At 40.1% G+C, this 21,694-nt stretch carries 22 protein-coding genes; 6 read left to right on the plus strand and 16 right to left on the minus strand.

Annotated elements, in window-relative coordinates; translation table 11 throughout:
* Positions 1 to 37: 37 nt before the first annotated feature.
* Both ACIFOD_RS01865 and ACIFOD_RS01870 read right to left on the minus strand, forming a co-directional pair.
* Positions 38 to 835 (minus strand): inositol monophosphatase family protein, encoded by a 798-nt coding sequence (locus ACIFOD_RS01865; RefSeq protein WP_430313270.1) that lies wholly within the window; start codon positions 833 to 835, stop codon positions 38 to 40.
* Positions 836 to 1,145: 310 nt separating this feature from the next.
* Positions 1,146 to 1,340 carry a hypothetical protein gene (locus ACIFOD_RS01870; protein WP_113968360.1) on the minus strand — a complete coding sequence of 65 codons (195 nt, stop codon included), beginning with the start codon at positions 1,338 to 1,340 and terminating at the stop codon, positions 1,146 to 1,148.
* A 179-nt stretch (positions 1,341 to 1,519) separates the two neighbouring features.
* Between ACIFOD_RS01870 and ACIFOD_RS01875 the strand changes: the two genes are divergently transcribed.
* A complete protein-coding gene (locus tag ACIFOD_RS01875) occupies positions 1,520 to 2,140 on the plus strand; it encodes a YktB family protein (RefSeq protein ID WP_430313271.1) in 621 nt (206 codons plus the stop codon).
* Positions 2,141 to 2,205: 65 nt separating this feature from the next.
* Here ACIFOD_RS01875 and ACIFOD_RS01880 read toward each other — a convergent pair whose 3' ends face one another.
* Complete coding sequence (locus ACIFOD_RS01880) at positions 2,206 to 2,478, minus strand: UPF0223 family protein (protein ID WP_113968362.1); 273 nt, start codon at positions 2,476 to 2,478, stop codon at positions 2,206 to 2,208.
* 31 nt (positions 2,479 to 2,509) lie between these two features.
* Entirely contained in the window at positions 2,510 to 3,466 is a 957-nt protein-coding gene (locus ACIFOD_RS01885; RefSeq protein ID WP_430313272.1) for an NAD(P)H-dependent flavin oxidoreductase, read from the minus strand.
* Positions 3,467 to 3,766: 300 nt separating this feature from the next.
* Between ACIFOD_RS01885 and ACIFOD_RS01890 the strand changes: the two genes are divergently transcribed.
* Positions 3,767 to 5,236 (plus strand): aminotransferase class I/II-fold pyridoxal phosphate-dependent enzyme, encoded by a 1,470-nt coding sequence (locus ACIFOD_RS01890; protein WP_430313273.1) that lies wholly within the window; start codon positions 3,767 to 3,769, stop codon positions 5,234 to 5,236.
* Positions 5,237 to 5,335: 99 nt separating this feature from the next.
* On the opposite strand, the gene ACIFOD_RS01895 is transcribed toward ACIFOD_RS01890, so the two are convergent.
* The 3 genes from ACIFOD_RS01895 to ACIFOD_RS01905 form a co-directional block, all read right to left on the minus strand.
* On the minus strand, positions 5,336 to 5,455 hold the full coding sequence (locus ACIFOD_RS01895; RefSeq protein WP_148968604.1) for a GapA-binding peptide SR1P: 120 nt from the start codon (positions 5,453 to 5,455) through the stop codon (positions 5,336 to 5,338).
* A 277-nt stretch (positions 5,456 to 5,732) separates the two neighbouring features.
* The gene (locus ACIFOD_RS01900) at positions 5,733 to 6,572 is read right to left on the minus strand and encodes a polysaccharide deacetylase family protein (protein ID WP_430313274.1); all 840 of its coding nucleotides are present in this window, start codon (positions 6,570 to 6,572) and stop codon (positions 5,733 to 5,735) included.
* Between the two features lie 65 nt (positions 6,573 to 6,637).
* Positions 6,638 to 6,886, minus strand: coding sequence for a hypothetical protein (locus ACIFOD_RS01905; RefSeq protein WP_397553890.1), 249 nt, complete (start codon positions 6,884 to 6,886; stop codon positions 6,638 to 6,640).
* Positions 6,887 to 7,186: 300 nt separating this feature from the next.
* Here ACIFOD_RS01905 and ACIFOD_RS01910 point away from each other — a divergent pair, with 300 nt between their 5' ends.
* Positions 7,187 to 7,582, plus strand: coding sequence for a hypothetical protein (locus tag ACIFOD_RS01910; RefSeq protein WP_430313275.1), 396 nt, complete (start codon positions 7,187 to 7,189; stop codon positions 7,580 to 7,582).
* Between the two features lie 113 nt (positions 7,583 to 7,695).
* On the opposite strand, the gene lpdA is transcribed toward ACIFOD_RS01910, so the two are convergent.
* The 5 genes from lpdA to ACIFOD_RS01935 all read right to left on the minus strand — a co-directional run bounded on the left by lpdA (position 7,696) and on the right by ACIFOD_RS01935 (position 13,901).
* Positions 7,696 to 9,105, minus strand: a complete 1,410-nt coding sequence (gene lpdA, locus ACIFOD_RS01915) for a dihydrolipoyl dehydrogenase (RefSeq protein ID WP_113968369.1) — start codon at positions 9,103 to 9,105, stop codon at positions 7,696 to 7,698.
* Positions 9,106 to 9,109: 4 nt separating this feature from the next.
* Positions 9,110 to 10,471, minus strand: coding sequence for a dihydrolipoamide acetyltransferase family protein (locus ACIFOD_RS01920; RefSeq protein ID WP_430313276.1), 1,362 nt, complete (start codon positions 10,469 to 10,471; stop codon positions 9,110 to 9,112).
* Between the two features lie 157 nt (positions 10,472 to 10,628).
* The gene (locus ACIFOD_RS01925) at positions 10,629 to 11,606 is read right to left on the minus strand and encodes an alpha-ketoacid dehydrogenase subunit beta (protein ID WP_113968371.1); all 978 of its coding nucleotides are present in this window, start codon (positions 11,604 to 11,606) and stop codon (positions 10,629 to 10,631) included.
* Between the two features lie 3 nt (positions 11,607 to 11,609).
* Positions 11,610 to 12,725 carry a pyruvate dehydrogenase (acetyl-transferring) E1 component subunit alpha gene (gene pdhA, locus ACIFOD_RS01930; protein ID WP_044337545.1) on the minus strand — a complete coding sequence of 372 codons (1,116 nt, stop codon included), beginning with the start codon at positions 12,723 to 12,725 and terminating at the stop codon, positions 11,610 to 11,612.
* A gap of 516 nt (positions 12,726 to 13,241) precedes the next feature.
* On the minus strand, positions 13,242 to 13,901 hold the full coding sequence (locus ACIFOD_RS01935; RefSeq protein WP_397553887.1) for a YkyA family protein: 660 nt from the start codon (positions 13,899 to 13,901) through the stop codon (positions 13,242 to 13,244).
* Positions 13,902 to 14,235: 334 nt separating this feature from the next.
* Between ACIFOD_RS01935 and def the strand changes: the two genes are divergently transcribed.
* On the plus strand, positions 14,236 to 14,790 hold the full coding sequence (gene def, locus ACIFOD_RS01940; protein ID WP_430313277.1) for a peptide deformylase: 555 nt from the start codon (positions 14,236 to 14,238) through the stop codon (positions 14,788 to 14,790).
* Positions 14,791 to 14,839: 49 nt separating this feature from the next.
* Here the strand turns inward: def and ACIFOD_RS01945 are convergent, their stop codons facing one another.
* Positions 14,840 to 15,610: a Cof-type HAD-IIB family hydrolase gene (locus ACIFOD_RS01945; protein ID WP_430313278.1), complete on the minus strand. Its 771-nt coding sequence runs from the start codon at positions 15,608 to 15,610 to the stop codon at positions 14,840 to 14,842.
* Positions 15,611 to 16,570: 960 nt separating this feature from the next.
* Between ACIFOD_RS01945 and ACIFOD_RS01950 the strand changes: the two genes are divergently transcribed.
* Positions 16,571 to 16,777, plus strand: coding sequence for a DNA-dependent RNA polymerase subunit epsilon (locus ACIFOD_RS01950; RefSeq protein ID WP_044337548.1), 207 nt, complete (start codon positions 16,571 to 16,573; stop codon positions 16,775 to 16,777).
* Positions 16,778 to 16,780: 3 nt separating this feature from the next.
* The gene (rnjA, locus tag ACIFOD_RS01955; RefSeq protein ID WP_148968594.1) at positions 16,781 to 18,448 is read left to right on the plus strand and encodes a ribonuclease J1; all 1,668 of its coding nucleotides are present in this window, start codon (positions 16,781 to 16,783) and stop codon (positions 18,446 to 18,448) included.
* Positions 18,449 to 18,499: 51 nt separating this feature from the next.
* Here rnjA and ACIFOD_RS01960 read toward each other — a convergent pair whose 3' ends face one another.
* The 3 genes from ACIFOD_RS01960 to ACIFOD_RS01970 all read right to left on the minus strand — a co-directional run bounded on the left by ACIFOD_RS01960 (position 18,500) and on the right by ACIFOD_RS01970 (position 21,694).
* Positions 18,500 to 19,156, minus strand: a complete 657-nt coding sequence (locus ACIFOD_RS01960) for a potassium channel family protein (protein WP_113968471.1) — start codon at positions 19,154 to 19,156, stop codon at positions 18,500 to 18,502.
* Between the two features lie 112 nt (positions 19,157 to 19,268).
* Positions 19,269 to 20,282 (minus strand): cytochrome d ubiquinol oxidase subunit II, encoded by a 1,014-nt coding sequence (locus tag ACIFOD_RS01965; protein ID WP_430313279.1) that lies wholly within the window; start codon positions 20,280 to 20,282, stop codon positions 19,269 to 19,271.
* A gap of 74 nt (positions 20,283 to 20,356) precedes the next feature.
* Positions 20,357 to 21,694, minus strand: a complete 1,338-nt coding sequence (locus ACIFOD_RS01970; protein ID WP_397553882.1) for a cytochrome ubiquinol oxidase subunit I — start codon at positions 21,692 to 21,694, stop codon at positions 20,357 to 20,359.

Here is a 21,694-nt window from a genome sequence, read left to right on the forward strand (position 1 = left end):
GGGGAGACGAAGCAATGAAATTGCCCGTCTCCCTTCTTTATTTCTTTCGTTCAAGATAGTCAGTCAAGATGGTTTGGTGCAGTCCGGGTTTTCCTACAAACAGCGAGCTTTTATTCAACGGATTCAGGGTTTCCCCATTAAGATCAGTTACAATTCCCCCAACCTCTTCAATCATAATTTTCCCAGCTGCAAAATCCCATGGAGCCAGGCGCATTGTTAAGTAAGCATCCAGTCTACCTGAAGCGACATAAGCCAATTCAATGGCAGCTGATCCATAGGACCGCGTTCCCCTGACATCCTTCACGAGTGGTTCAAGAATTGTTCGGTCAATCCGTTTATTCTCAGTCACCCACAGTGCATTTAAAGCTACAATGGCATCTTGAACCGGAACTGGATCAAGCTCCGGCAGCTTCACATCATTCATATAAGCTCCGTTTCCTTTATTTGCAAAATATAGCTCATCATGGACGACATCATATATGTATCCCAATTTACCTTCTTCTCCATCGTAGATGCCGATAGAGATGGCAAAATTTCGTTGTTGATGAACAAAATTCATCGTTCCATCGATCGGGTCGATTATCCATGTGATACCTGATAACTCCTTAAAGTCATCGCCATATCCTTCTTCACCGAGGATTTGGTGATCCGGGTACGTATTACGGATATTTTCAGTAAAGAAATGCTCTGTCGCTTCATCCATATCGGTTACCAAATCGTTTCGATTCGACTTCGTTTTAATATTCAACTCTGTCTTGAATGATTGACGAATTCTTTCTCCGGCTTCCCTTATCCACGATCTAACATTGTGATCTAATTCCGTCCAATTTGTCATTGATCATTAGCCTCCAATTTATGTAACGAAAATCTTATTACTAATATGGTCGTTTTCATTAAATCCGACTCATAATCATCCTTTAAACAAGAGCCGAAATATACTACTACTCCCTTAGCTAAATAGCTTAATGGAAATTAAAGGCTGTTTCAAGTTATTCACCTTGTCGTCTACTGCAGTATTAGACTGATCATAATCACAGGGCTTTATTAATACCCACAAAAAAGCGAACTCTCTATGCCTATGAGCTCGCCGTTCAACAGTTGAATTTTGACAATATACTTTATACCCACTAGAAAGGATTAAAGCTTTATAAGGCCTTCATTTTCATTAGTTCTTCCCGAATACTCATGAGTTTCTGTTTGGACTTGGTCTGGGTTTCTTTATTCTTCATTTGAATTGCTTCGAACAATACAGCTAATTCATAATCCATTTCAAGTCTTAATACATTCATTCTTTGCTGCTGGACATCACGTTTTTTAGAAGTGTTCATTACTTGTTTCATGGCCATACACCCCTTCCGAGTTTTCAATTTATCTGATTGTTCTGATAATATTTACTACATGTTATGAAGTATCATCCAATCTTGTAACTAAAATGTGCAGTCACCCATAGATAAATCAATTCACTACAAGCTTGTACCTCATTATGTTAAGATATTGGTGGTTATAAGGAGGATACAACATGAAATTTAATGGTTTCACACAAGAAGATTTCCAAGTTTTCACGATTAATGGGTTAGAAGATCGAATGACTGCCATCCAAGAACAGATCAGACCTAAACTTGATTATTTAGGCGATCATTTCGCACCCACTTTAAGCGCCTTAACAGGAACGGAGATGTTTTATCATGTGGCTAAACATGCACGTCGATCGGTTAACCCTCCTGATGATACCTGGGTTGCGTTCGCGAACAATAAACGGGGTTATAAAAAACATCCACATTTTCAGATAGGTTTATGGGAAACCCATGTTTTTATCTGGTTCGCTATGATCTATGAAGCTCCAAATAAAGTTGAATTCGGTAAAAAAGTTGAAGAAAATGCAGTTAAGATAAGATCAATGATTCCAGGTCACTTTGTTTGGTCCGGAGATCATACAAAGCCGGATGCCACTACTTTTTCTTCCATGTCACAAGATGAATTCATCGCTTTAAGTGAAAGAGTACAGAATGTTAAAAAAGCTGAGCTTCTATGCGGACTTCATCTGGACCGGGATATAGCTGTCAAGCTGAATGGTGATGAATTTATCCAAGAAGTTAACAGTGCCTTTGAAACACTTTTACCCCTTTATAAAATGAACTAAACCATATCACCGTTGGGAAAAATGCAGAAAGAACGACTGCCAAAAATGGCAGTCGTTCTATTGGTTTAGTTCATTGAAATTTTGTCAGACTCCTGAAGCTCCTTCATCTTCTTTACCACACGATAGGAGGAATAGCCACTGGATTCTTCAAATTCATTGCATATTCTCTTTTCATCTGCTTTACCGGGGACGATTTCTTTAAAACGCTTATACCGATTCATAAGGTCATCTCTAGAGACACCTTTTTCATAAGCTTTCTCGATTGCTTCGAAAAAGGCAATAACGTCGATGACTTCTTCTGTTGACCAGTCTATATCAAAAGGATATTGATATTCCATTGTTTACAACAACTCCTTGAATGATGATGTATTAATTCCATTTCTTCCGGATGCCCTCTGCTTGAGAGATCATTCGTTGAATGAGATCTTTAACCGATGGGACGTCATTGATCAACCCCATCACTTGTCCTGCCCACGCAAACCCTCCGTCTACTTCCCCATCGTAAATGAATCGTTTATTGGCTTCACCGCTTATGTATGCTTTTAATCCTTCATAGCCAGCGTTCGATGTTTCAGCAGCCAGTATCTGTTTGGTCCAAGAGTTTGAAATGGCCCTTGCCGGTGCCCCCAAAGATCGTTTGATGACTACTGTACCATTCTCGTCCCCTTCAATCAAGGTACGCTTATAAACTTCAGAAGCATGTACACATTCCTTTGTAGCAATAAATCTCGTACCCATCTCAACTCCCTCTGCACCAAAGCTGAGAGCAGCCATCAATCCCCTTCCGTCTCCAACGCCTCCGGAAGCAATGACCGGAATGGAAACGGCATCCACCACTCCGGGAATCAAGACGAATGTACCAATATCATCTTTCCCCAGGTGACCTCCTCCTTCTTGACCAACAACCATCACTGCATCCGCACCCAGCTCTTCCGCTTTGATTGCCTGTCTTTTCGAGGCGACCAATACAAGCTTAACTATGTCCATTCCCTGGAGTTGCTGAAACAGGGGAGTCGGGTTCCCTCCTGTAACGGAAACGACCGGCACCTTCTCTTCAATGGCAACGTCAACAAACTCGCTAAAGGGGCGTCCATTTTGACCTATGGCAAAGTTCACCCCGAAAGGTTGATCTGTTAATGACCTTACCTTTAGAATTTCTTCTCGTAACTGTTCAGGATTGTCTAAAGACATGGCAGTGATCTGGCCAAGACCACCCGCATTCGACACCGCCGCTGCCAGCTCTGCATACGCCAGATGTGCAAGCCCTCCTTGTATAATTGGATATTGAATGTTTAATAACTCTGTTACCCTCGTATTCCAATTCAATTGAATCCCTCCATTCACTGAACTATTCTCGGTAAAGGAGGGAAAATCCTTTTCTTGATGGGACCATAATAAAAAAGAGTTACTGAAAGACAGTAATATATGATCAATGGCGGTAAAAAATAAAATAACAATGGATGGGCACATGCCACTATGCAAAGATTTTCTTAAGTGCTATAATTCATTTGTTTGTTGAAAATATAGTGAGAAAAGTTATGAAATCATGAGCAAGATCCTATATAATAATAACTTTAGCGTGGCTATTAAAATTGCTATTAAGAATATAAAGAGGTGTTGAATGAATTGTCTCAGAATGAAACGCCGTTATTTTCCGGCTTAATTGAACATAGTAAAAAAAATCCCGTCCAATTTCACATTCCCGGTCATAAAAAAGGTGCAGGTATGGATCCTGAGTTTAAGGATTTTATTGGAGTAAATGCCCTTTCCATCGATTTGATTAACATTGGTCCTTTAGATGATTTACATCAGCCTAAGGGGATGATAAAAAAAGCTCAGGACCTTGCAGCCGAAGCGTTTGGTGCCGATCATACCTTTTTCTCTGTACAAGGAACGAGTGGTGCCATCATGACAATGGTCATGAGTGTATGTGGGCCCGGAGACAAGATCATCGTTCCCAGGAACGTCCATAAATCCGTTATGTCCGCCATTGTATTCTCAGGAGCCACACCGATCTTTATCCACCCGGATATTGATGAAGACCTGGGAATCTCTCACGGAATCACAACAGATGCCGTAGCAAAAGCATTGGAACAAAATCCGGATGCCAAAGGTGTTCTGGTCATCAATCCAACTTATTTCGGAATTTCTGCAGATCTCAAAAAGATTGTAGAAATCGCTCACTCGTATAATGTTCCAGTACTTGTGGATGAAGCTCATGGCGTTCATATACATTTCCATGACGAGCTCCCCCTTTCAGCAATGCAGGCAGGTGCAGATTTAGCGGCTACCAGCGTACACAAACTTGGCGGTTCTATGACTCAGAGCTCAGTCCTTAATATGAAAGAAGGACTTGTTTCATCGAAACGGGTACAAACGATTTTAAGTATGTTGACGACCACTTCGACTTCCTACTTATTACTGGCTTCCCTCGATGTTGCCAGAAAACGTCTTGCAACTGAAGGTCGTGAGCTCATCACCAAGACGATTGAACTGTCACAGGATATAAGAAGACAGATCAACGAAATTGGCGGTTTATACTGTGTAGGAGAAGAGATCCTTGGAACGAAAGCCACCTATGCCTACGATCCAACAAAGTTGATTGTGTCTGTGAAAGATTTAGGGATCAGTGGATTTGATGCTGAGAAGTGGCTTCGGGAAGCTCATAACATTGAGGTTGAGATGTCTGATCTTTATAACATCCTTTGCATCATCACTCCTGGTGACACCGAGGTTGAGGGAAATCAGTTGGTCATGGCTTTAAAAGAGCTTGTGACGAGTCTCAAGAAACAGGGAGAAATGATACCTGTTAAAGTCATGCTCCCTGATATACCTGTTCTCTCCATTACTCCCCGGGATGCTTTTTACGCAGATACGGAGGTCATTCCGATTGATGAATCCGTCGGGAGGACAATCGCTGAATTCATTATGGTTTATCCTCCGGGAATTCCGATTTTCATTCCTGGTGAAATCATCACACAGGAAAACATCAACTATATTAAAACCAATATAGAAGCAGGTCTTCCTGTACAGGGACCTGAAGATTATGATTTACGTCACTTGAGAGTCATTAAAGAGCATAGAGCGATCAGGTAACAAAAAAAGGATGAAGAAGGCCCCACCCTTCTTCATCCTTTTATTTATAAGAACCCCTTTAAGATACTTACACTCCCTGCTCCCCTTGGCAGGTAGGTATCAGTCGTCTAATTCTTTATCGTCGTTGCAATCACAGCAGTTAGAGAATAAAACAGAAACCTTCTCATCCTCATAGTGATCGATAGTGTTAAGGCATGATTGACATACAATTGTTCCCATCTTTTTTCCTCTCCTTCACGTTGTTTTTTGTAAACGCTTTATCTTATCTGTTTCTATAATAATATAACACATTTAAAATATCAAGCCTAATTTGTATAACATATTTAACTTTTTATCCTCTTAATCAATCATACTATTAAACATTAAACTATATGTAAGTGTTTTCATTAACATACCTGATTTTTAATTGATTTTTTTGCTCAACAGCCTTTGGATGGTGAAGAGCAAATAAAAAAAACTGCGCGAAAGAAGGCTTCTTTCACGCAGTTTATTAGCATTATTCAACGGTCTTGATTCTATTTGGATCCAAAGTTTCATACCCCTTATCCCGCAGGCCCTTTACAATATCGGATAAACCCTCGCTCGTCCACGTGCGATCATGCATGAGCAGGTTTGCCCCATCATTCAGGTAAGGGCTGTTAACCATAATATCGGTGATTGCTTCTTTGTTCTGATATTGCTTTTCCCAATCATATCCATATGTCCAGTTCATTAGTGACATCTTTTCTTCTGCTGCAATTTGTCGGCTATAGTCAGTATTCTGACCAAATGGAGCCCTGAAGAATTTAGGTCGTTCCCCAATGATGGATTCAATAAGATCATTCAGTGACACAATTTCTTCTTTTTGTTTTTCAGGAGAGATTTCTTTCAGACTGCTGTGACTAAATGTGTGATTACCAATCGCAAATCCCATATCATGAATCTTTTTTAAAGTCTCTTTTTCTTCTGGTGTATCAAGAAAATGACCATTAACAAAGAAGATAGCCGGAGCATTCAGTGCTTTGAGATCATTTGCCATCTGTAAGGCATGTTGATCCGGTGCATCATCGATCGTAAGGAGGACCACTTTTGGATTTGCATCACCTATAGGATTAATGCTCCAATTGTTTTCATTGATCGTATAGTCCTTTGATTGAACTGCCTCTTCTGATGGCTCAGATGTTTCTTCTTGCTCAGTATCATTTTTTGGTGAAGCGGTACCCTCACTTGTCTTCTTGTTTTCTTTATCCACTTCAGACTGTTCAGGCTTCTTGGCTTCTTCATTGGTGGTTGTTGCTTCACTCGAGCATGCTGTTAATAGTAGTAGAGTTAATCCAGTTGCTAAAATCTTTTTCATGTCTATCACCTTTCCGTATTCACTTTGAATATTTTAACATATTCTTAAGTGAATCTGGGAAAGAATTAAAATATTTCCAGTATATTTTCAAATACTACTTTGAAGGCAAAAAAGCATGTTAAACTGAACGACGTAATAAACAAGGTCAGCTTTCTTGACTGAACGATTTTCTTCGCAGCAATAAACGCCAAGTAAAAAAATATAACAAACATGATCCACTTATATTCTAAATGATCCTTATCGGACATCCATTCAGCTATATAAAAAACACTCCATAAAATCATTTGTACCAAAAAAGCAATATACGATTTCATGTTCATTACATCCTTTAAATGATTTATTTTAAGCTTCCTTCTTTTTATTTACCCCGATTCATGGATTGAAACCTAAAGATTATTTGATAAAGGCAAGGAGCAGCCTTCGATCATCGTATTATTATAGTATATTCTTTTAAGATTACTTTCATTATGTATGTCTTTTCAATTATGTAACATTTCAATGACTTGACCCTTTTATGATTTTTCATATGATAAAATGTGACTGAAGATCAGTACAAAAGTCATTTATTTACAAATCCAAAGTTCATAGCATCGTTTAAGAAAAGAGGATGATGTATGAAACATATACTCGCTTTAGCAATACTAATCATTTCCACGATGTTGTTTTTGACTTCATGTGATTATATTTCTTCGAACAAAGTTGTTTTAGCAGAAGATCAGTTTATAGAAAAACAGGTTATCTTTTTTACCGATGAACGAAACGTTTCTAAAGAAATACCCTACTACGATGCAATCATTGAGCTGAAAAAACAGTACCCTGATAGCCTTAAACGTTTAAAGGTAGTGAGCCTTAATAACGAAGCACCCAATAAAATAGCAGATTCTCCCCCTGCTTCACCGGCAATCGTTGTGGTAGAAAACAATCAGATCATATGTAAAGTGGAAGGCGATATTACTAAAGAAGACATTATAAAACCCGTTTCAAGTGCAATCGAAAGTTGGGAGCAATAATTTTCGTAAAAAAAGGGATTGAAGCAAAAAACGCTTCAATCCCTTTTTTTTAATAGCACCAAATAGTAAAAGGAGTATCCTGGCAAACCGGGATACTCCTTAATTAACTTATATTATTTTACGATGTGAATCGGGCTTCCCATAGCAACTTCTGCTGCTTCCATGGAAATCTCACCTAGTGTTGGGTGAGCATGAATAGTCATTGCAACGTCTTCAGCTGTCATACCGGATTCAATAGCAAGTCCAAGTTCAGCAATCATGTCTGATGCTCCTGCACCAACAATTTGTGCTCCGATAATTAAACCGTCTTCTTTACGAGTTACAAGCTTCATGAAACCATCTGTAGCATTAAGTGCCAATGCACGGCCATTAGCCGCGAATGGGAATTTAGCAGCGATTACTTCGATGCCTTCTTCTTTCGCTTGAGCTTCAGAATAACCTACTGTAGCTAATTCCGGATCTGTGAAGCACACAGCTGGAATACCAAGGTAGTCGATTTCTGCTGGTTCACCAGAGATGACTTCAGCAGCAATTTTACCTTCATAAGAAGCTTTGTGAGCAAGTGGTGGTCCATCTACGATGTCACCGATCGCGAAGATGTTCGGGATGTTCGTGCGGCATTGCTTATCAATTTTGACAACTCCGCGGTCCGTCATCTCGATTCCTACTTCTTCAAGACCGATTTCATCCGTATTCGGGCGACGACCTACCGTTACTAGAACGTAATCAGCTTCAACAGATTTTTCCTCGCCTTTTACTTCATATTTAACGACAACGCCGCTGTCACTTTCTTCAACGCCTTTAGCCATGGCCTTGGTAACAACCTCTACGCCTTTTTTCTTAAGATCTTTTTTCACAATTGCTGTCATTTGCTTTTCGAATCCGCTAAGAATATCGTCAGCACCTTCTAAAATTGTTACTTCTGATCCAAGATTTGCGTAAGCAGTTCCAAGCTCAGTTCCGATGTAACCTCCACCGATTACAACAAGCTTGCTTGGGATCTCTTCTAATGCAAGAGCACCTGTAGAATCAAGTACGCGTTTTGAGAACTTGAAGCTTGGGATTTCAATTGGGCGTGAACCTGTTGCAAGGATCAAGTTGTTGAACTTGTATGTTTGGGCAGAGTTATCATCCATCACACGAAGTGTATTAGCGTCTACAAGATAAGCTTCACCACGAACGATTTCTGCTTTGTTTCCTTTAAGAAGACCTTCAACACCGCCAGTTAATTTCTTAACAACGCCAGCTTTCCACTCTTGAACCTTATCAAAGTTCACTTTTACGTTTTCAGCAACAATACCCATGTCATCAGAATGTTGAGCATTGTGAAAACGGTGACCCGCTGTGATCAAAGCTTTAGATGGGATACAACCAACGTTTAAGCATACTCCACCTAAATTTTCTTTTTCAATGATTGTTACTTTTTGTCCCAGTTGTGCTGCACGGATTGCAGCTACATATCCTCCAGGACCTGAACCGACTACTATCGTATCTGTTTCAATTGGGAAATCTCCTACTACCATTGTATTACGCCTCCATTAATAATAATTCTGGATCGTTCAACAAACGCTTGATATGGTTAAGTGCATGTTGAGCAGTAGCTCCGTCGATCATACGGTGATCGAAGCTCAATGATAATGCTAACACAGGTGCTGCTACAATTTCACCATTTTTAACTACAGGTTTTTCTGCAATACGTCCAACTCCAAGGATCGCAACCTCTGGGTGGTTGATGACCGGAGTAAACCATTGTCCACCGGCAGAACCAATATTAGTGATTGTGCATGAAGCACCTTTCATTTCATCACCAGAAAGTTTACCATCACGAGCTTTTCCAGCTAGTTCGTTAATTTCATTTGAAATTGAGAACATAGATTTACGATCAGCATTCTTCACAACAGGTACTAATAGACCTTTGTCAGTATCTGCAGCGATACCAATGTTGTAATAATGTTTTTGAACGATTTCGCTCGTTGAATCATCAATGGATGTGTTTAGTGCAGGGTATTCACGTAAGGCACTTGTTAATGCTTTAACGATGTAAGGTAAGAACGTTAATTTCACACCTTTTTCAGCTGCAACTTCTTTGAACTTCTTACGGTGAGCCCAAAGTTTCGTTACATCGATTTCGTCCATTAATGTTACGTGAGGAGCTGTATGTTTAGAATTCACCATTGCTTTGGCAATTGCTTTACGCATACCACTCATTTTCTCACGAGTTTCAGGATATTCACCCTCTGGAGCTTTTGGTGCAGCCGCTTTAGAATCAGCTTCTGGTGCTTTTTCTTCTGTTTTCGCTTCTTCAGCAGTTTCAGCCGGCTTAGAATCTCCGCTTAAGAAAGCATCGATATCTTCTTTAACGACACGTCCGTTTTTACCGGAACCGGATACTTGGCGAATTTCCACACCGTTTTCTCTCGCATATTTACGAACGGAAGGCATAGCGATAACACGCTTATTAGGATCAACTTCTGCGTCAGCATTTTGATTTACACCTTCAGATTTCTCTTCGGCAGCTTCTGGTGACGCATCTTTCTTAACATCCCCGCCTTGTTCTGCGGTTCCTTGAACTTGACCTTCTGTTTTCTCGTCAGCTTTAGGAGCTTCTTTCTTCTCTCCATCGTCTCCTTTGAACTGAAGATCTTCGTAACCAGGAGCATCGAACTTAATCAGTGTATCACCTACTACTGCTACAGTACCTTCGTCAACAAGAAGTTCTTCAACTGTTCCTGCTACCGGAGATGGAATTTCTACTACTGCTTTATCATTTTGGACTTCACATAGTACATCGTCTTCTTCAACTTTATCGCCAGGCTTAACAAACCATTTTACGATTTCACCTTCATGAATACCTTCACCAATGTCTGGTAATTTGAATTCGAATGACATGGATTCTACCTCCTGTATTGAATAATGATTAAAAATAGATGAATGTAAACATTATCTCTGTCTAATTTTCTTATATCTATAATTGGAAAAGAGAAGGGTGGAATACCCTTCTGTTTTCATTTAAATATTAAGGAGGAGCGTAAATACTCCTTACCCATTAAAAGTTAAGTACTTTTTTCGCCGTTTCAAGAACATCTTTGTGGTTTGGTAACCAGATTGGCTCCGCTTGGGAGAAAGAGTACACTGTATCAGGCGCCGCTACACGAAGTACCGGGGCTTCGAGGCTAAGAATTGCACGGTCATTGATCTCAGCAACAACGTTCGCTGCAATACCGGCTTGTTTTTGAGCCTCTTGAACAACAATGGCACGATTCGTTTTTTCAACAGATGCCATGATTGTATCGATATCCAGTGGGCTGACTGTACGTAAGTCGATTACTTCAACTGAATGGCCTTCTTTTTCAAGCTCTTCAGCCGCTTTTAATGATTCGTGTACCATAGCTCCGTAAGTGATGATGGAAAGGTCTGTACCTTCACGTTTAACCTCGGCTTTACCAAGTTCGATCGTGTACTCCTCTTCTGGAACCTCTTGACGGAATGAACGGTATAATTTCATATGTTCTAAGAAAATGACAGGGTCATTATCTCGAATGGATGAAATTAATAAACCTTTAGCGTCATAAGGTGTTGATGGAATAACAACTTTCAGACCAGGTTGCTGAGCCATCAATCCTTCTAAGCTGTCCGCATGAAGTTCTGGAGTATGTACTCCACCACCGAATGGGGAACGGATTGTGATTGGAGAAGTATACGTTCCACCTGAACGGTAACGCATACGCGCCATTTGTCCACTTACTGAATCCATTACTTCATATACGAAACCGAAGAATTGGATTTCCGGTACTGGACGGTACCCTTCTAATGCTAAACCGATTGCTAAACCACCGATTCCTGATTCTGCTAGTGGAGTATCGAATACACGGTCTTCACCGAATTCTTTCTGAAGTCCTTCCGTTGCACGGAATACACCACCGTTTAGACCTACGTCCTCACCAAAAACTAAAACGTCTTCGTTGTTGCGTAGCTCTGTGCGCAGTGCATCAGTGATCGCTTGAATCATTGTCATTTGCGCCATGGCTTATTTCGACTCCTTTTCTTTGTAGATTTCTAATTGTTCTTTCAAGTTGTAAGGAAGCTCTTCATACATATTGTTAATGAAATCAGTAACTTTTTGTTTAGGAGTTCCATCTGCTTCTTTAATAGCTTGTTTAATATCTTCTTTCGCTTCTTCGATCACTTCGTTTTCTTTCTCTTCACTCCATAATCCTTTACCTTCCAGGAATTTACGGAAACGCACCAATGGATCTTTCTTTTCCCAGTCTGTATCCATTTCTGAAGTACGGTAACGAGTTGGATCATCACCAGCCATTGTATGTGGTCCATAACGGTAGCAAAGTGTTTCGATCAATGAAGGACCTTCACCATTCACAGCACGATTACGAGCCTCTAATGTAGCTGAATACACGGCTAATGGATCCATTCCATCCACTAATATACCAGGGATACCAGCAGCAACCGCTTTTTGAGCAATTGTACGGCCGGCTGTTTGTTTATCACGCGGTGTTGAGATTGCGAACTGGTTGTTTTGAACAACGAAAATAGCTGGAGCTGCGTACGCACCTGCAAAGTTGATTCCTTCGTAGAAATCACCTTGTGAAGATCCTCCGTCACCTGTATATGTAACGGCAACAGCTTTCTTACCACGTTTCTTAAGACCTAATGCCACCCCGGCAGTTTGGATGTATTGAGCACCGATGATGATTTGAGGTGATAATACATTCACTCCTTCAGGAGGCTGATTCCCTTTAAAGTGTCCACGTGAGAATAAGAATGCTTGAGCTAACGGAAGACCGTGCCAAACGATTTGTGGAACATCACGATATCCAGGCAGGATCCAATCTTCCTTCTCCAAAGCAAAGTGAGAAGCAATTTGTGATGCCTCCTGTCCAGCTGTTGGTGCATAGAAACCTAAACGTCCTTGACGGTTCAGGGAGATTGATCTTTGATCAAGAATACGAGTATAAACCATACGACGCATTAATTCCTGCAGATCCTCATCAGAGATCTCCGGCATTGCGTCTTCGTTTACTACTTCGCCTTCTTCGTTCAAAATTTGGAACATTTCAAACTTGTCTTCAATTTGTTCGAGCGTCTTAACTGCATCGAATTGTGCCTTCTTTGATTTAGAAGCCATCGAAGTCACCTATCCTTTCTTTATACATTTATTTTGGTTTTTTACATACAAAGTTTAGATTACCCAAATTCAGTATGACCTACTACAATACTTGTGGATACACACTATTACTAGTTTTCCACAAATACCAAGAAAGAAAACCCGAAATTACATTCGAGCTTATCTGTATCAGTCATAATTTCACAATGACTAATACAATCCATGAATACCTTTACTAGTTTACAATATAGAAATTCAGGAAGTCAACGACAAAGTATTATTAATTCTTGTTTCCAATTGACCCCGAAAATTATCACTACCAATTATTTTCAAAACTGTATCAATACTCATTCAAACTCTGTTATATATAAACACCTGAAACAACTTCATCTGTTATAGAGTAAGGATGCCCCTAATCTCCTATCTTCCCTGATGATCTTGTGACCTATTAGGAATGAAGATCATTCTTATGGCGTCCAAAGACAAAAAAAGTGATGGACGCGGAAGTTTTCCTCGTCCATCACTTTTTATCATCCTTTATTCTGAATCTTTCACATCAAGCCCGGCGCTCGAATAAAATTTTTGTTTCAGATTATTGAATTCTTCTGTCTTTTTATTATAGTCCTCATTATAATTCACTATTTTTTCATATTGGTCATTAATAGAGGAAATTTGTTTCTCAAGCTCTTCCATTGTAAGTTCTTTCTTTTTGAACATATTATAAAGTTCTTTATCCAGAGATAGAACATCCAGATAAGAAGATGTTAGCTTTTCATGAAGCTGATAACGCTCTTCCATCGTTTTTTTCAGCTTTTCTGCTTCCTTTTTAAGGTCTTGGCTTTCTAACTTATCAACATATTCATCTGCTTTCGCAAACTCTTCCTCGGCTTCACTCATGGACGTACGTTCTTGATCGATGAATTCTTTTCTTTTTTTGATGTTGTCCAGAGCTTCATCGGAAAGCTTTACAATTTGGTCAAACTCTTTCATCCCAAGATCCATAATCTTAGTGTAAATCTCTTTTTCTTTTTCTTCTAATTCTTGAAGAGGTTTTTGAACTTCAACATATTGACCTTCTTTAGATACTGTTTCTTCAAGAACATTATACATATTCTCTTCGGGTGAAGAACCACCGACACAGCCCATTAGTACAAAGATAGCGGCTCCTAAAATGAAAGCAAAACGAAATTTCGACACAACTAGATCCCCCTTAACTATTTACCACCTTCTACTATATCTATGTCTACAACATTTGACAATAGGGATTTACAACTGTGGAAAAAAATGTCGATTAGCCTATTCTTCCTATTAAAATGAATATGTCATTTACTCGGTGAGTATTCCACCTTATAATAAATCTCATTCATTAACTTTTCCGGAGTAAAATGATAGACTATTATCATACATAATAGATAATTTTAATGAATAAAGTAGAGAAGTGATTGATCATCCGGCCCTGTCTGTAAGTGTTCTTTAAAGACATGTTACGCCTTTTCATTCATATCTCTACCGTACCTGAGGAGGAAAATCAATGATTACGATGAATGACATCATCCGTGAAGGTCACCCTACATTAACAATGGTGGCAAAGGAAGTGGCTATCCCGCCATCACAAGAAGATCAGGAAACATTAAGAAGCTTGTTAGAGTATGTAGTAAATAGCCAAAATCCTGAAACGGCAAATAAGTATGGGCTTAGACCGGGGATTGGTCTTGCTGCACCTCAAATCAATACTTCTAAGCGGATGTTAGCTGTGAATGTGACTGACAATCAAGGTAAACTATACAGCTATGCTCTATTTAACCCGAAGATTATCAGCCACTCAATCGAGAAAGCTTATTTAACATCAGGTGAAGGATGCTTGTCAGTAGACCGAAATGTCCCCGGATTTGTTCCCCGTTATGCCAGAGTGACGGTTAAAGGCTGGGATGTTGATGGAGACGAAGTGAAGCTGCGTTTAAAGGGACTCCCATCCATCGTGTTCCAACACGAAATCGATCATTTGAATGGGATCATGTTCTACGACCATATCAATCCGAATAATCCTTTCGAGCCGATCCCGGATGCGATTGCCATAGAAAGATAATATAAAAAGACTTCTTCCCGTCTTCAGAAGAAGTCTTTTTTGTTATTCATTATATTAATTCAAGTTCCTTCAAACCATGATATATTCCATCGTCATCGACGTGTTTCGTAATCAAATCTGCATGTTTTTGTACTTCTTGCACAGCATTCCCCATGGCAACACCGGTACCGACGGATTGAATCATTTCAATATCATTTAATCCATCTCCAAACGCATATACATCTTCCATTTTAAAACCGAGCTTCGCGATCATCTTTTTGATGCCTTCTGCTTTCGAACCACCTTTTGGCAGGATATCCATAGAAAATTGATGCCAGCGTATGAACGTGAAGTCATTGTATTTCTCCCGGTAAAAGCTCTCATCTTCCTTTGTACAAAATAACAAGGATTGATAAATATCTCTATCCTTATAAAAATCCGGAGCATAATCGGGATGTGGAAATTTCAAACTTCCCATACTCTCTTCTATATATTTATGATGTTTCAGGTTTGACTTCATCGTTTGATGATTTAAGTGAACCACCGGATGCTCATTTGTATACGCATCCTCGAGTAACTCTTCTAACTTTTCGATTTTTAATGGGTTTGTGTAGATTACCTCATTTTCAAAAACCACATACTGCCCATTAAAGGAAACAAAGGACTCGATTCCTAATTCTTCCCTCAGGCTCTCATACATGAATGGAGCCCTGCCAGTTGCAATGGCTACATAAGTACCGTTGGATTGTAATGTTTGGATGGCTTCTTTCGTTGCTTGAGGCAGCTTCTTATCGTGGTCAAGCAGTGTACCATCTATATCGAAGAAAACTATTTTAGACATATCTGATCTCCTTTTCATACGTAATCGATCATCTGTTTTACCCGTTGTTTAAAGTAATCCTTTGCGGCATAAATGTCAATGAATGAGTATAGACGCTTCCTTTTACCAAACTTAACCATGTAAGAGATTCAATAAATTCCGTACAATATAAGTAAGACAACAGAGACTTCGGTATTATCTTTCCTTTACTTCAAAGGAAAATCTCGGTAAACTATTGATAAGGAGTGATCCACCATGTTAAAAAAGCTCAGAAAGAAGCTTTTAAAACAGTGGAAAGAATTGCTTAGAAAAAAAACGATTGCATAGTATTTCATGCTGCCGGACGAACTTAAGCAGTCACACTACTAAAATACATGCAATTCGGCTATACTGTCATACGTTTACACAAATAATAAGGGACTGATGCCACTAGTGAGCTTTTTCGTCTCCATTGGTTCAGTCCCTCTTCTCTATTTTTGTAATGTTTTAATGAAGGATTCTCTCAAAAACTTTATTTACACGAAAGAATCCTTTATAATTTATAGCATACATAAACAAGATGATTAATCCCTACATAAATGATAGGGTCATTTAGAAGAGTTAGAGTGAGGACCGTCCTCTATGGTGAATTCTCGTGAAGGATAGATTTCACTCGCCTTTCGTTCATATCGAAAGGTCGCCCTGTGTTAAGGAAATGATTCATGGATCAATCGTTTTTTTACCACAGGGCGTAAATGAGCCATATATGAACATAGTAACTGTTCAGACCATAATGGTATATCTATACCTATTAGCAGGGAAGCTAGCCCTCTAATGTCCAGCTCCAGCGTCAAGCCCTATTCGTCATGCCATATCCCTCAAGCGGAGACTGGTATTATGCCTATAGGTGCCTAGACGCCGCTTATGTTATGTTAGTTGATAACTTTTTTATCATAGATGAAAGTTAGATTTTTTGAAAACGGATAAGGAGAGAGAAAAGACATGATTTTTAAAGTATTTTATCAAGAAAGTAAAGCAGAAGTGCCTGTTCGCGAATGCACTCAATCTCTTTACATGGAAGCAGATTCAGAACGTGAAGTACGTCTGAAATTAAAAGACAAACCGTATAACATTGAATTCGTACAAAAGCTAGAGGGCGCTTTTTTAGAGTATGAAGAAAACCATCATTCTTTCGAGTTGGAGCAATAATCCATGAAATTTGTCAAGAATGACCAAACCGCAGTATTTGCCCTTGGCGGTTTAGGTGAAATCGGTAAAAACACATACGGCGTACAATTTCAAGACGAAATCATCCTGATCGATGCGGGAATCAAGTTCCCTGAAGACGAACTTCTCGGTATCGATTACGTAATCCCGGACTATACGTACCTGGTGAAGAATGCGGATAAAATCAAAGGCCTTTTCGTGACACACGGACACGAAGACCATATTGGTGGAATCCCCTATTTACTGCGCGAATTAAACATCCCGATATACGGCGGGAAGCTCGCACTGGGACTTATTAAAAACAAGCTTGAAGAGCACGGTCTATTAAGAAATGCGAAACTAAATGTCATTCAAGAAGATGACATCATTAAATTCCGCAAGACGTCCGTAACCTTCTTCAGAACGACTCACAGTATTCCGGATTCATACGGAATTGTTGTGAAAACACCACCTGGTAATGTTGTACACACAGGTGACTTTAAATTTGATTTCACGCCGGTTGGCGAGCCCGCGAACTTAACCAAAATGGCTGAAATCGGAAAAGAAGGCGTACTTTGTCTTCTATCTGATAGTACGAACGCTGAAGTTCCAAACTTCACAATGTCGGAACGTAAAGTCGGAGAAAGCATCAATGACATTTTCCGCAAAGTGGACGGTCGTGTCATATTCGCTACTTTCGCATCTAATATTCACCGTCTTCAACAAGTGGTGGAAGCAGCTGTCTTTCATAATAGAAAAGTCGCTGTTTTCGGAAGAAGCATGGAAGCGGCCATTACGATCGGTCAAGAATTAGGGTATATTAACGCCCCTAAAGATACATTCATTGAACATAACCAAATAAATCGATTACCTGCGAATGAAGTCGCGATATTATGTACAGGTTCCCAAGGTGAACCAATGGCTGCATTATCCAGAATCGCAAACGGTACTCACCGTCAGATTCAGATCCAGCCCGGGGATACCGTTGTATTCTCTTCTTCACCGATCCCTGGAAATACGATCAGTGTAAACCGCACAATCAACCTATTATACCGTGCTGGAGCAGAAGTCATTCATGGACCATTAAGTGATATCCATACATCTGGTCATGGTGGACAACAGGAAATGAAGTTAATGCTCCGCCTGATGAATCCAACCTTCTTTATGCCGATACATGGTGAATTCCGCATGCAGAAGATGCACGCTCAGCTTGGTGTAGACTGTGGAGTACAGCCTGAAAACTGCTTCATAATGGACAATGGTGAAGTTCTTGCATTAAGCAATGACTCCGCACAAGTAGCTGGAAAAATCCCTTCAGGAAACGTCTATATCGACGGAAGCGGTATAGGTGATATCGGTAATATCGTACTTCGCGATCGCCGTATCCTTTCAGAAGAAGGCTTAGTCATCGTCGTTGTAAGCATCGACATGAAAGATTTCAAGATTGCTTCCGGCCCGGACCTGATTTCAAGAGGATTTGTGTACATGCGAGAATCAGGTGACCTTATAAATGAAGCACAAACGCTTATTTCTAAACATCTGAACAAAGTTCTTGAGAGAAGAACTTCTCAATGGTCAGAAATCAAAAATGAAATCACAGATACACTGGCTCCATTCTTATATGAAAAAACAAAACGACGTCCTATGATTTTACCAATCATCATGGAAGTCTGATCTATCAAAAAAGAGGCTGACCCGATAAAAAGGTCAGCCTCTTCTTTATGATTATAAAACCTTCTTTTCAAAACGATTAATATCCGTATCTGCACCGATTACAATCAGGATATCACCTTCACGAATTTGTTCATCGGCTTGTGGAGACACAATAATATCCTTTTGTCTCTTAATCGCCACGATATTGATCCCGAATTGAGCACGGATATCCAAATCAATTAAAGAATTCCCACTCAGATGTTCATTCGCCACAATCTCTACGATGGAGTGTTCATCCGACAGTTCCAGGTAATCCAATACATTATTCGAAACGATATTATGAGCAATCCTTCTTCCCATATCGCGTTCTGGATGAACGACTTGGTTCGCACCTATTTTCCGCAATACTTTTTCATGATAATCATTTTGAGCCTTAACGGTAATTTTTTTCACACCGATTTCTTTCATCATCAAGGTGGTTAAGATACTGGATTGGATATCGTCTCCAATAGCCACGATGACGTGATCAAAATTTCTGATTCCCAGGCTTTTTAAGACGGATTCATCCGTTGCATCTGCCACTACCGCATGAGAAGCAATGGAAGAGAATTCATTTACTTTATCTTCATCCTGATCAATCGCCATAACCTCCATGCCTTGATCTGATAATGAACGGACAATACTGCCTCCAAATCGTCCTAAACCAACAACCACAAACTCTTTTTTCACCATACATCCCCCCGCACTCTCTATATCCTTTATTTTAGCATAAAAAAAAGGAGAAAATGAAATTTCTCCCTGTTGTACTCTGTATTAAATTTAGATGGGATTTGTAGATCGATCACTTCTTGCCTTTAATATAATCTGCATCAAATAAAAACAGCCTCATTAACAGATATAGAGATGGAATCAATAATAGCAACCCTGCTATGAAGACGATGACCAGGGCCATTCCCATCGTTGGATTCGTCACACTTGTTTCAATCGTAATAAACGGTTTAAGAATATAAGGTAAATGCGATGCACCATAGCCAAAAAAGGCAAAGAAGAATTGCAGCATAACCAATATAAATGCCGTTCCAAAATTCTTACGCATGTATATCATTAGCGATGCACCAAAGAAGCAAAGAAGTGACAACCCAAACATCCACCAAATATCAATCGCCTTCGCAAAATGCTCTGCATTATGCTCTCTCAACGATACAAATACTAATAAACTTGCGAGAATCGTAGGTGCACTCCAAAACAGGGAAAACGTTCTTAATTCCTCCCTGGAATCCATATCTCCTGCACGGTTTGCATAATAGGTTAGAAATGTCGCACTGATAAATAACACCGACACAATGGAGAGGGCGACTACACTCCATGAATACGGGCTGGTAAAGAGTTCCTTGGCGAGGAAGATCACCTTATCCCCCTGTTCTTCCAGAAATCCACCTTCTGAAATGGTTAAAGCCGTTGATAAGGAAGCAGGAATTAATAACCCCGTCGCCCCATATAAAAACAGATATACGATATTGTCCTTTGACCCGTAATTCCCGAAAGCATAGAAGCTCCCTCTTATGGCTAATAAAATGATGGCGATACTTCCCGGAAGTAATAATGCCGTTCCATAATAATAGGCTGTGTCAGGAAAGAATCCGACAAGACCCACAAAGAAAAAGACAAAAAAGACGTTGGTTACTTCCCATACCGGAGAAAGGTATCTGCTAATCAACACGTTCAATGTATGCTCCTTGCCTTTCAATCTTCCATAAAAGGCGAAGAATCCGGCTCCAAAATCAATCGAAGCTACTATCAGGTAACCATAAAGGAAAATCCACAATACGGTAATCCCCACAAATTCCAAACTCATACCCATTCCTCCCTTAAAGCTTGAAACCCCTTCTTCTCAGGCCACCTGAAAAGAAGGAGTACTTTTATATCTGCTTAACTCGCTTTCTTAGGAAAACGTTGTTCTAATTCCGCCTCTGCAGGCTTGTCTTTAAACATTTTAATCAATACAACCACACATAGCACACCCAGAAGGATATAGAGGCCTACAAACAATGCAAACGTCAAGCCTACTCCATCGGCTTTCGTTGCCGCATCCGCCACTTTCATATACCCTCTCATAATCCATGGCTGTCGACCCACCTCGGCATAAATCCATCCGAATTCGATTGCCAGCATCGCCAGTGGTCCACTCGCTACAATTCCCCATAACAACGGTTTATTCCATTCATTCCGCTTCTTCCACTTCCAGAATAAAACAAATGCTGCAGAAATAAAGATACTGTAGAACCCAATTGATACCATCAGGTCAAACATATAGTGAACCCATAAAGGCGGCCGCTCATCTTCAGGAAATTCATTCAAACCTATAACCTCTGTCTCAAAAGAACTCCCGGCCAGGAAACTTAAGAATCCAGGTAAGCGGATCTCATTATGGACCTCATTATTTTCATCCAGCGTTCCGAATACGATTAGGTCAGCATTCTCTTCCGTTTCAAAATGCCATTCCGCTGCTGCAAGCTTTTCGGGCTGATACTCGGCAAGAAATTTAGCCGATAAGTCCCCTGCCAGAGCAGTGGCAAAAGCGAAAATCAAAGCAGAAACCATCGTTAAACGCAGGGCTTTCTTATGATATTCCCCGCCTTTTTTACGAAGAATCGCGAATGCCGTAATCGCCGCCAACACTAAAGCCGACGTCAAATAGGCAGTCGTCAACACGTGAAACACTTTCGTAGGCGTCGCAGGATTCAGCATCGCAGCAATCGGGTCGATATTAATCGCTTTCCCATCCTCTAATTCAAATCCTTGAGGAGTGTTCATAAACGCATTCACCGTTGTAATAAACAGCGCTGAAGCCGAAGAACCAATCATAACCGGAATCGTCAACAGCCAGTGAATCCACTTATTCTTAAAGCGGTCCCAAGTATAAAGATAGATTCCTAAAAAGATAGCCTCAAAGAAAAACGCAAAAGTTTCCATAAATAATGGCAGTGCAATTACCTGTCCGGCCACCTGCATAAACGAAGGCCACAATAAGGACAGCTGCAACCCTATGGCTGTACCTGTTACAACCCCCACCGCAACCGTAATCGTAAAACCTCTTGCCCATCTTCTGGCAAGCAAAAGGTAATGAGGATCATTTCGTTTGATTCCCATGAACTCCGCAATGGAAATCATAATCGGCACCCCTACCCCAATCGTCGCAAAAATAATATGGAATGCAAGGGTTGTCGACGTGAGCATTCTGCTCAAAATCACACCATCTAAAACCAT

This window comes from Rossellomorea sp. NRS-1567 (genome assembly GCF_050467885.1).
GTDB classification, from domain to species: domain Bacteria; phylum Bacillota; class Bacilli; order Bacillales; family Bacillaceae_B; genus Rossellomorea; species Rossellomorea aquimaris_C.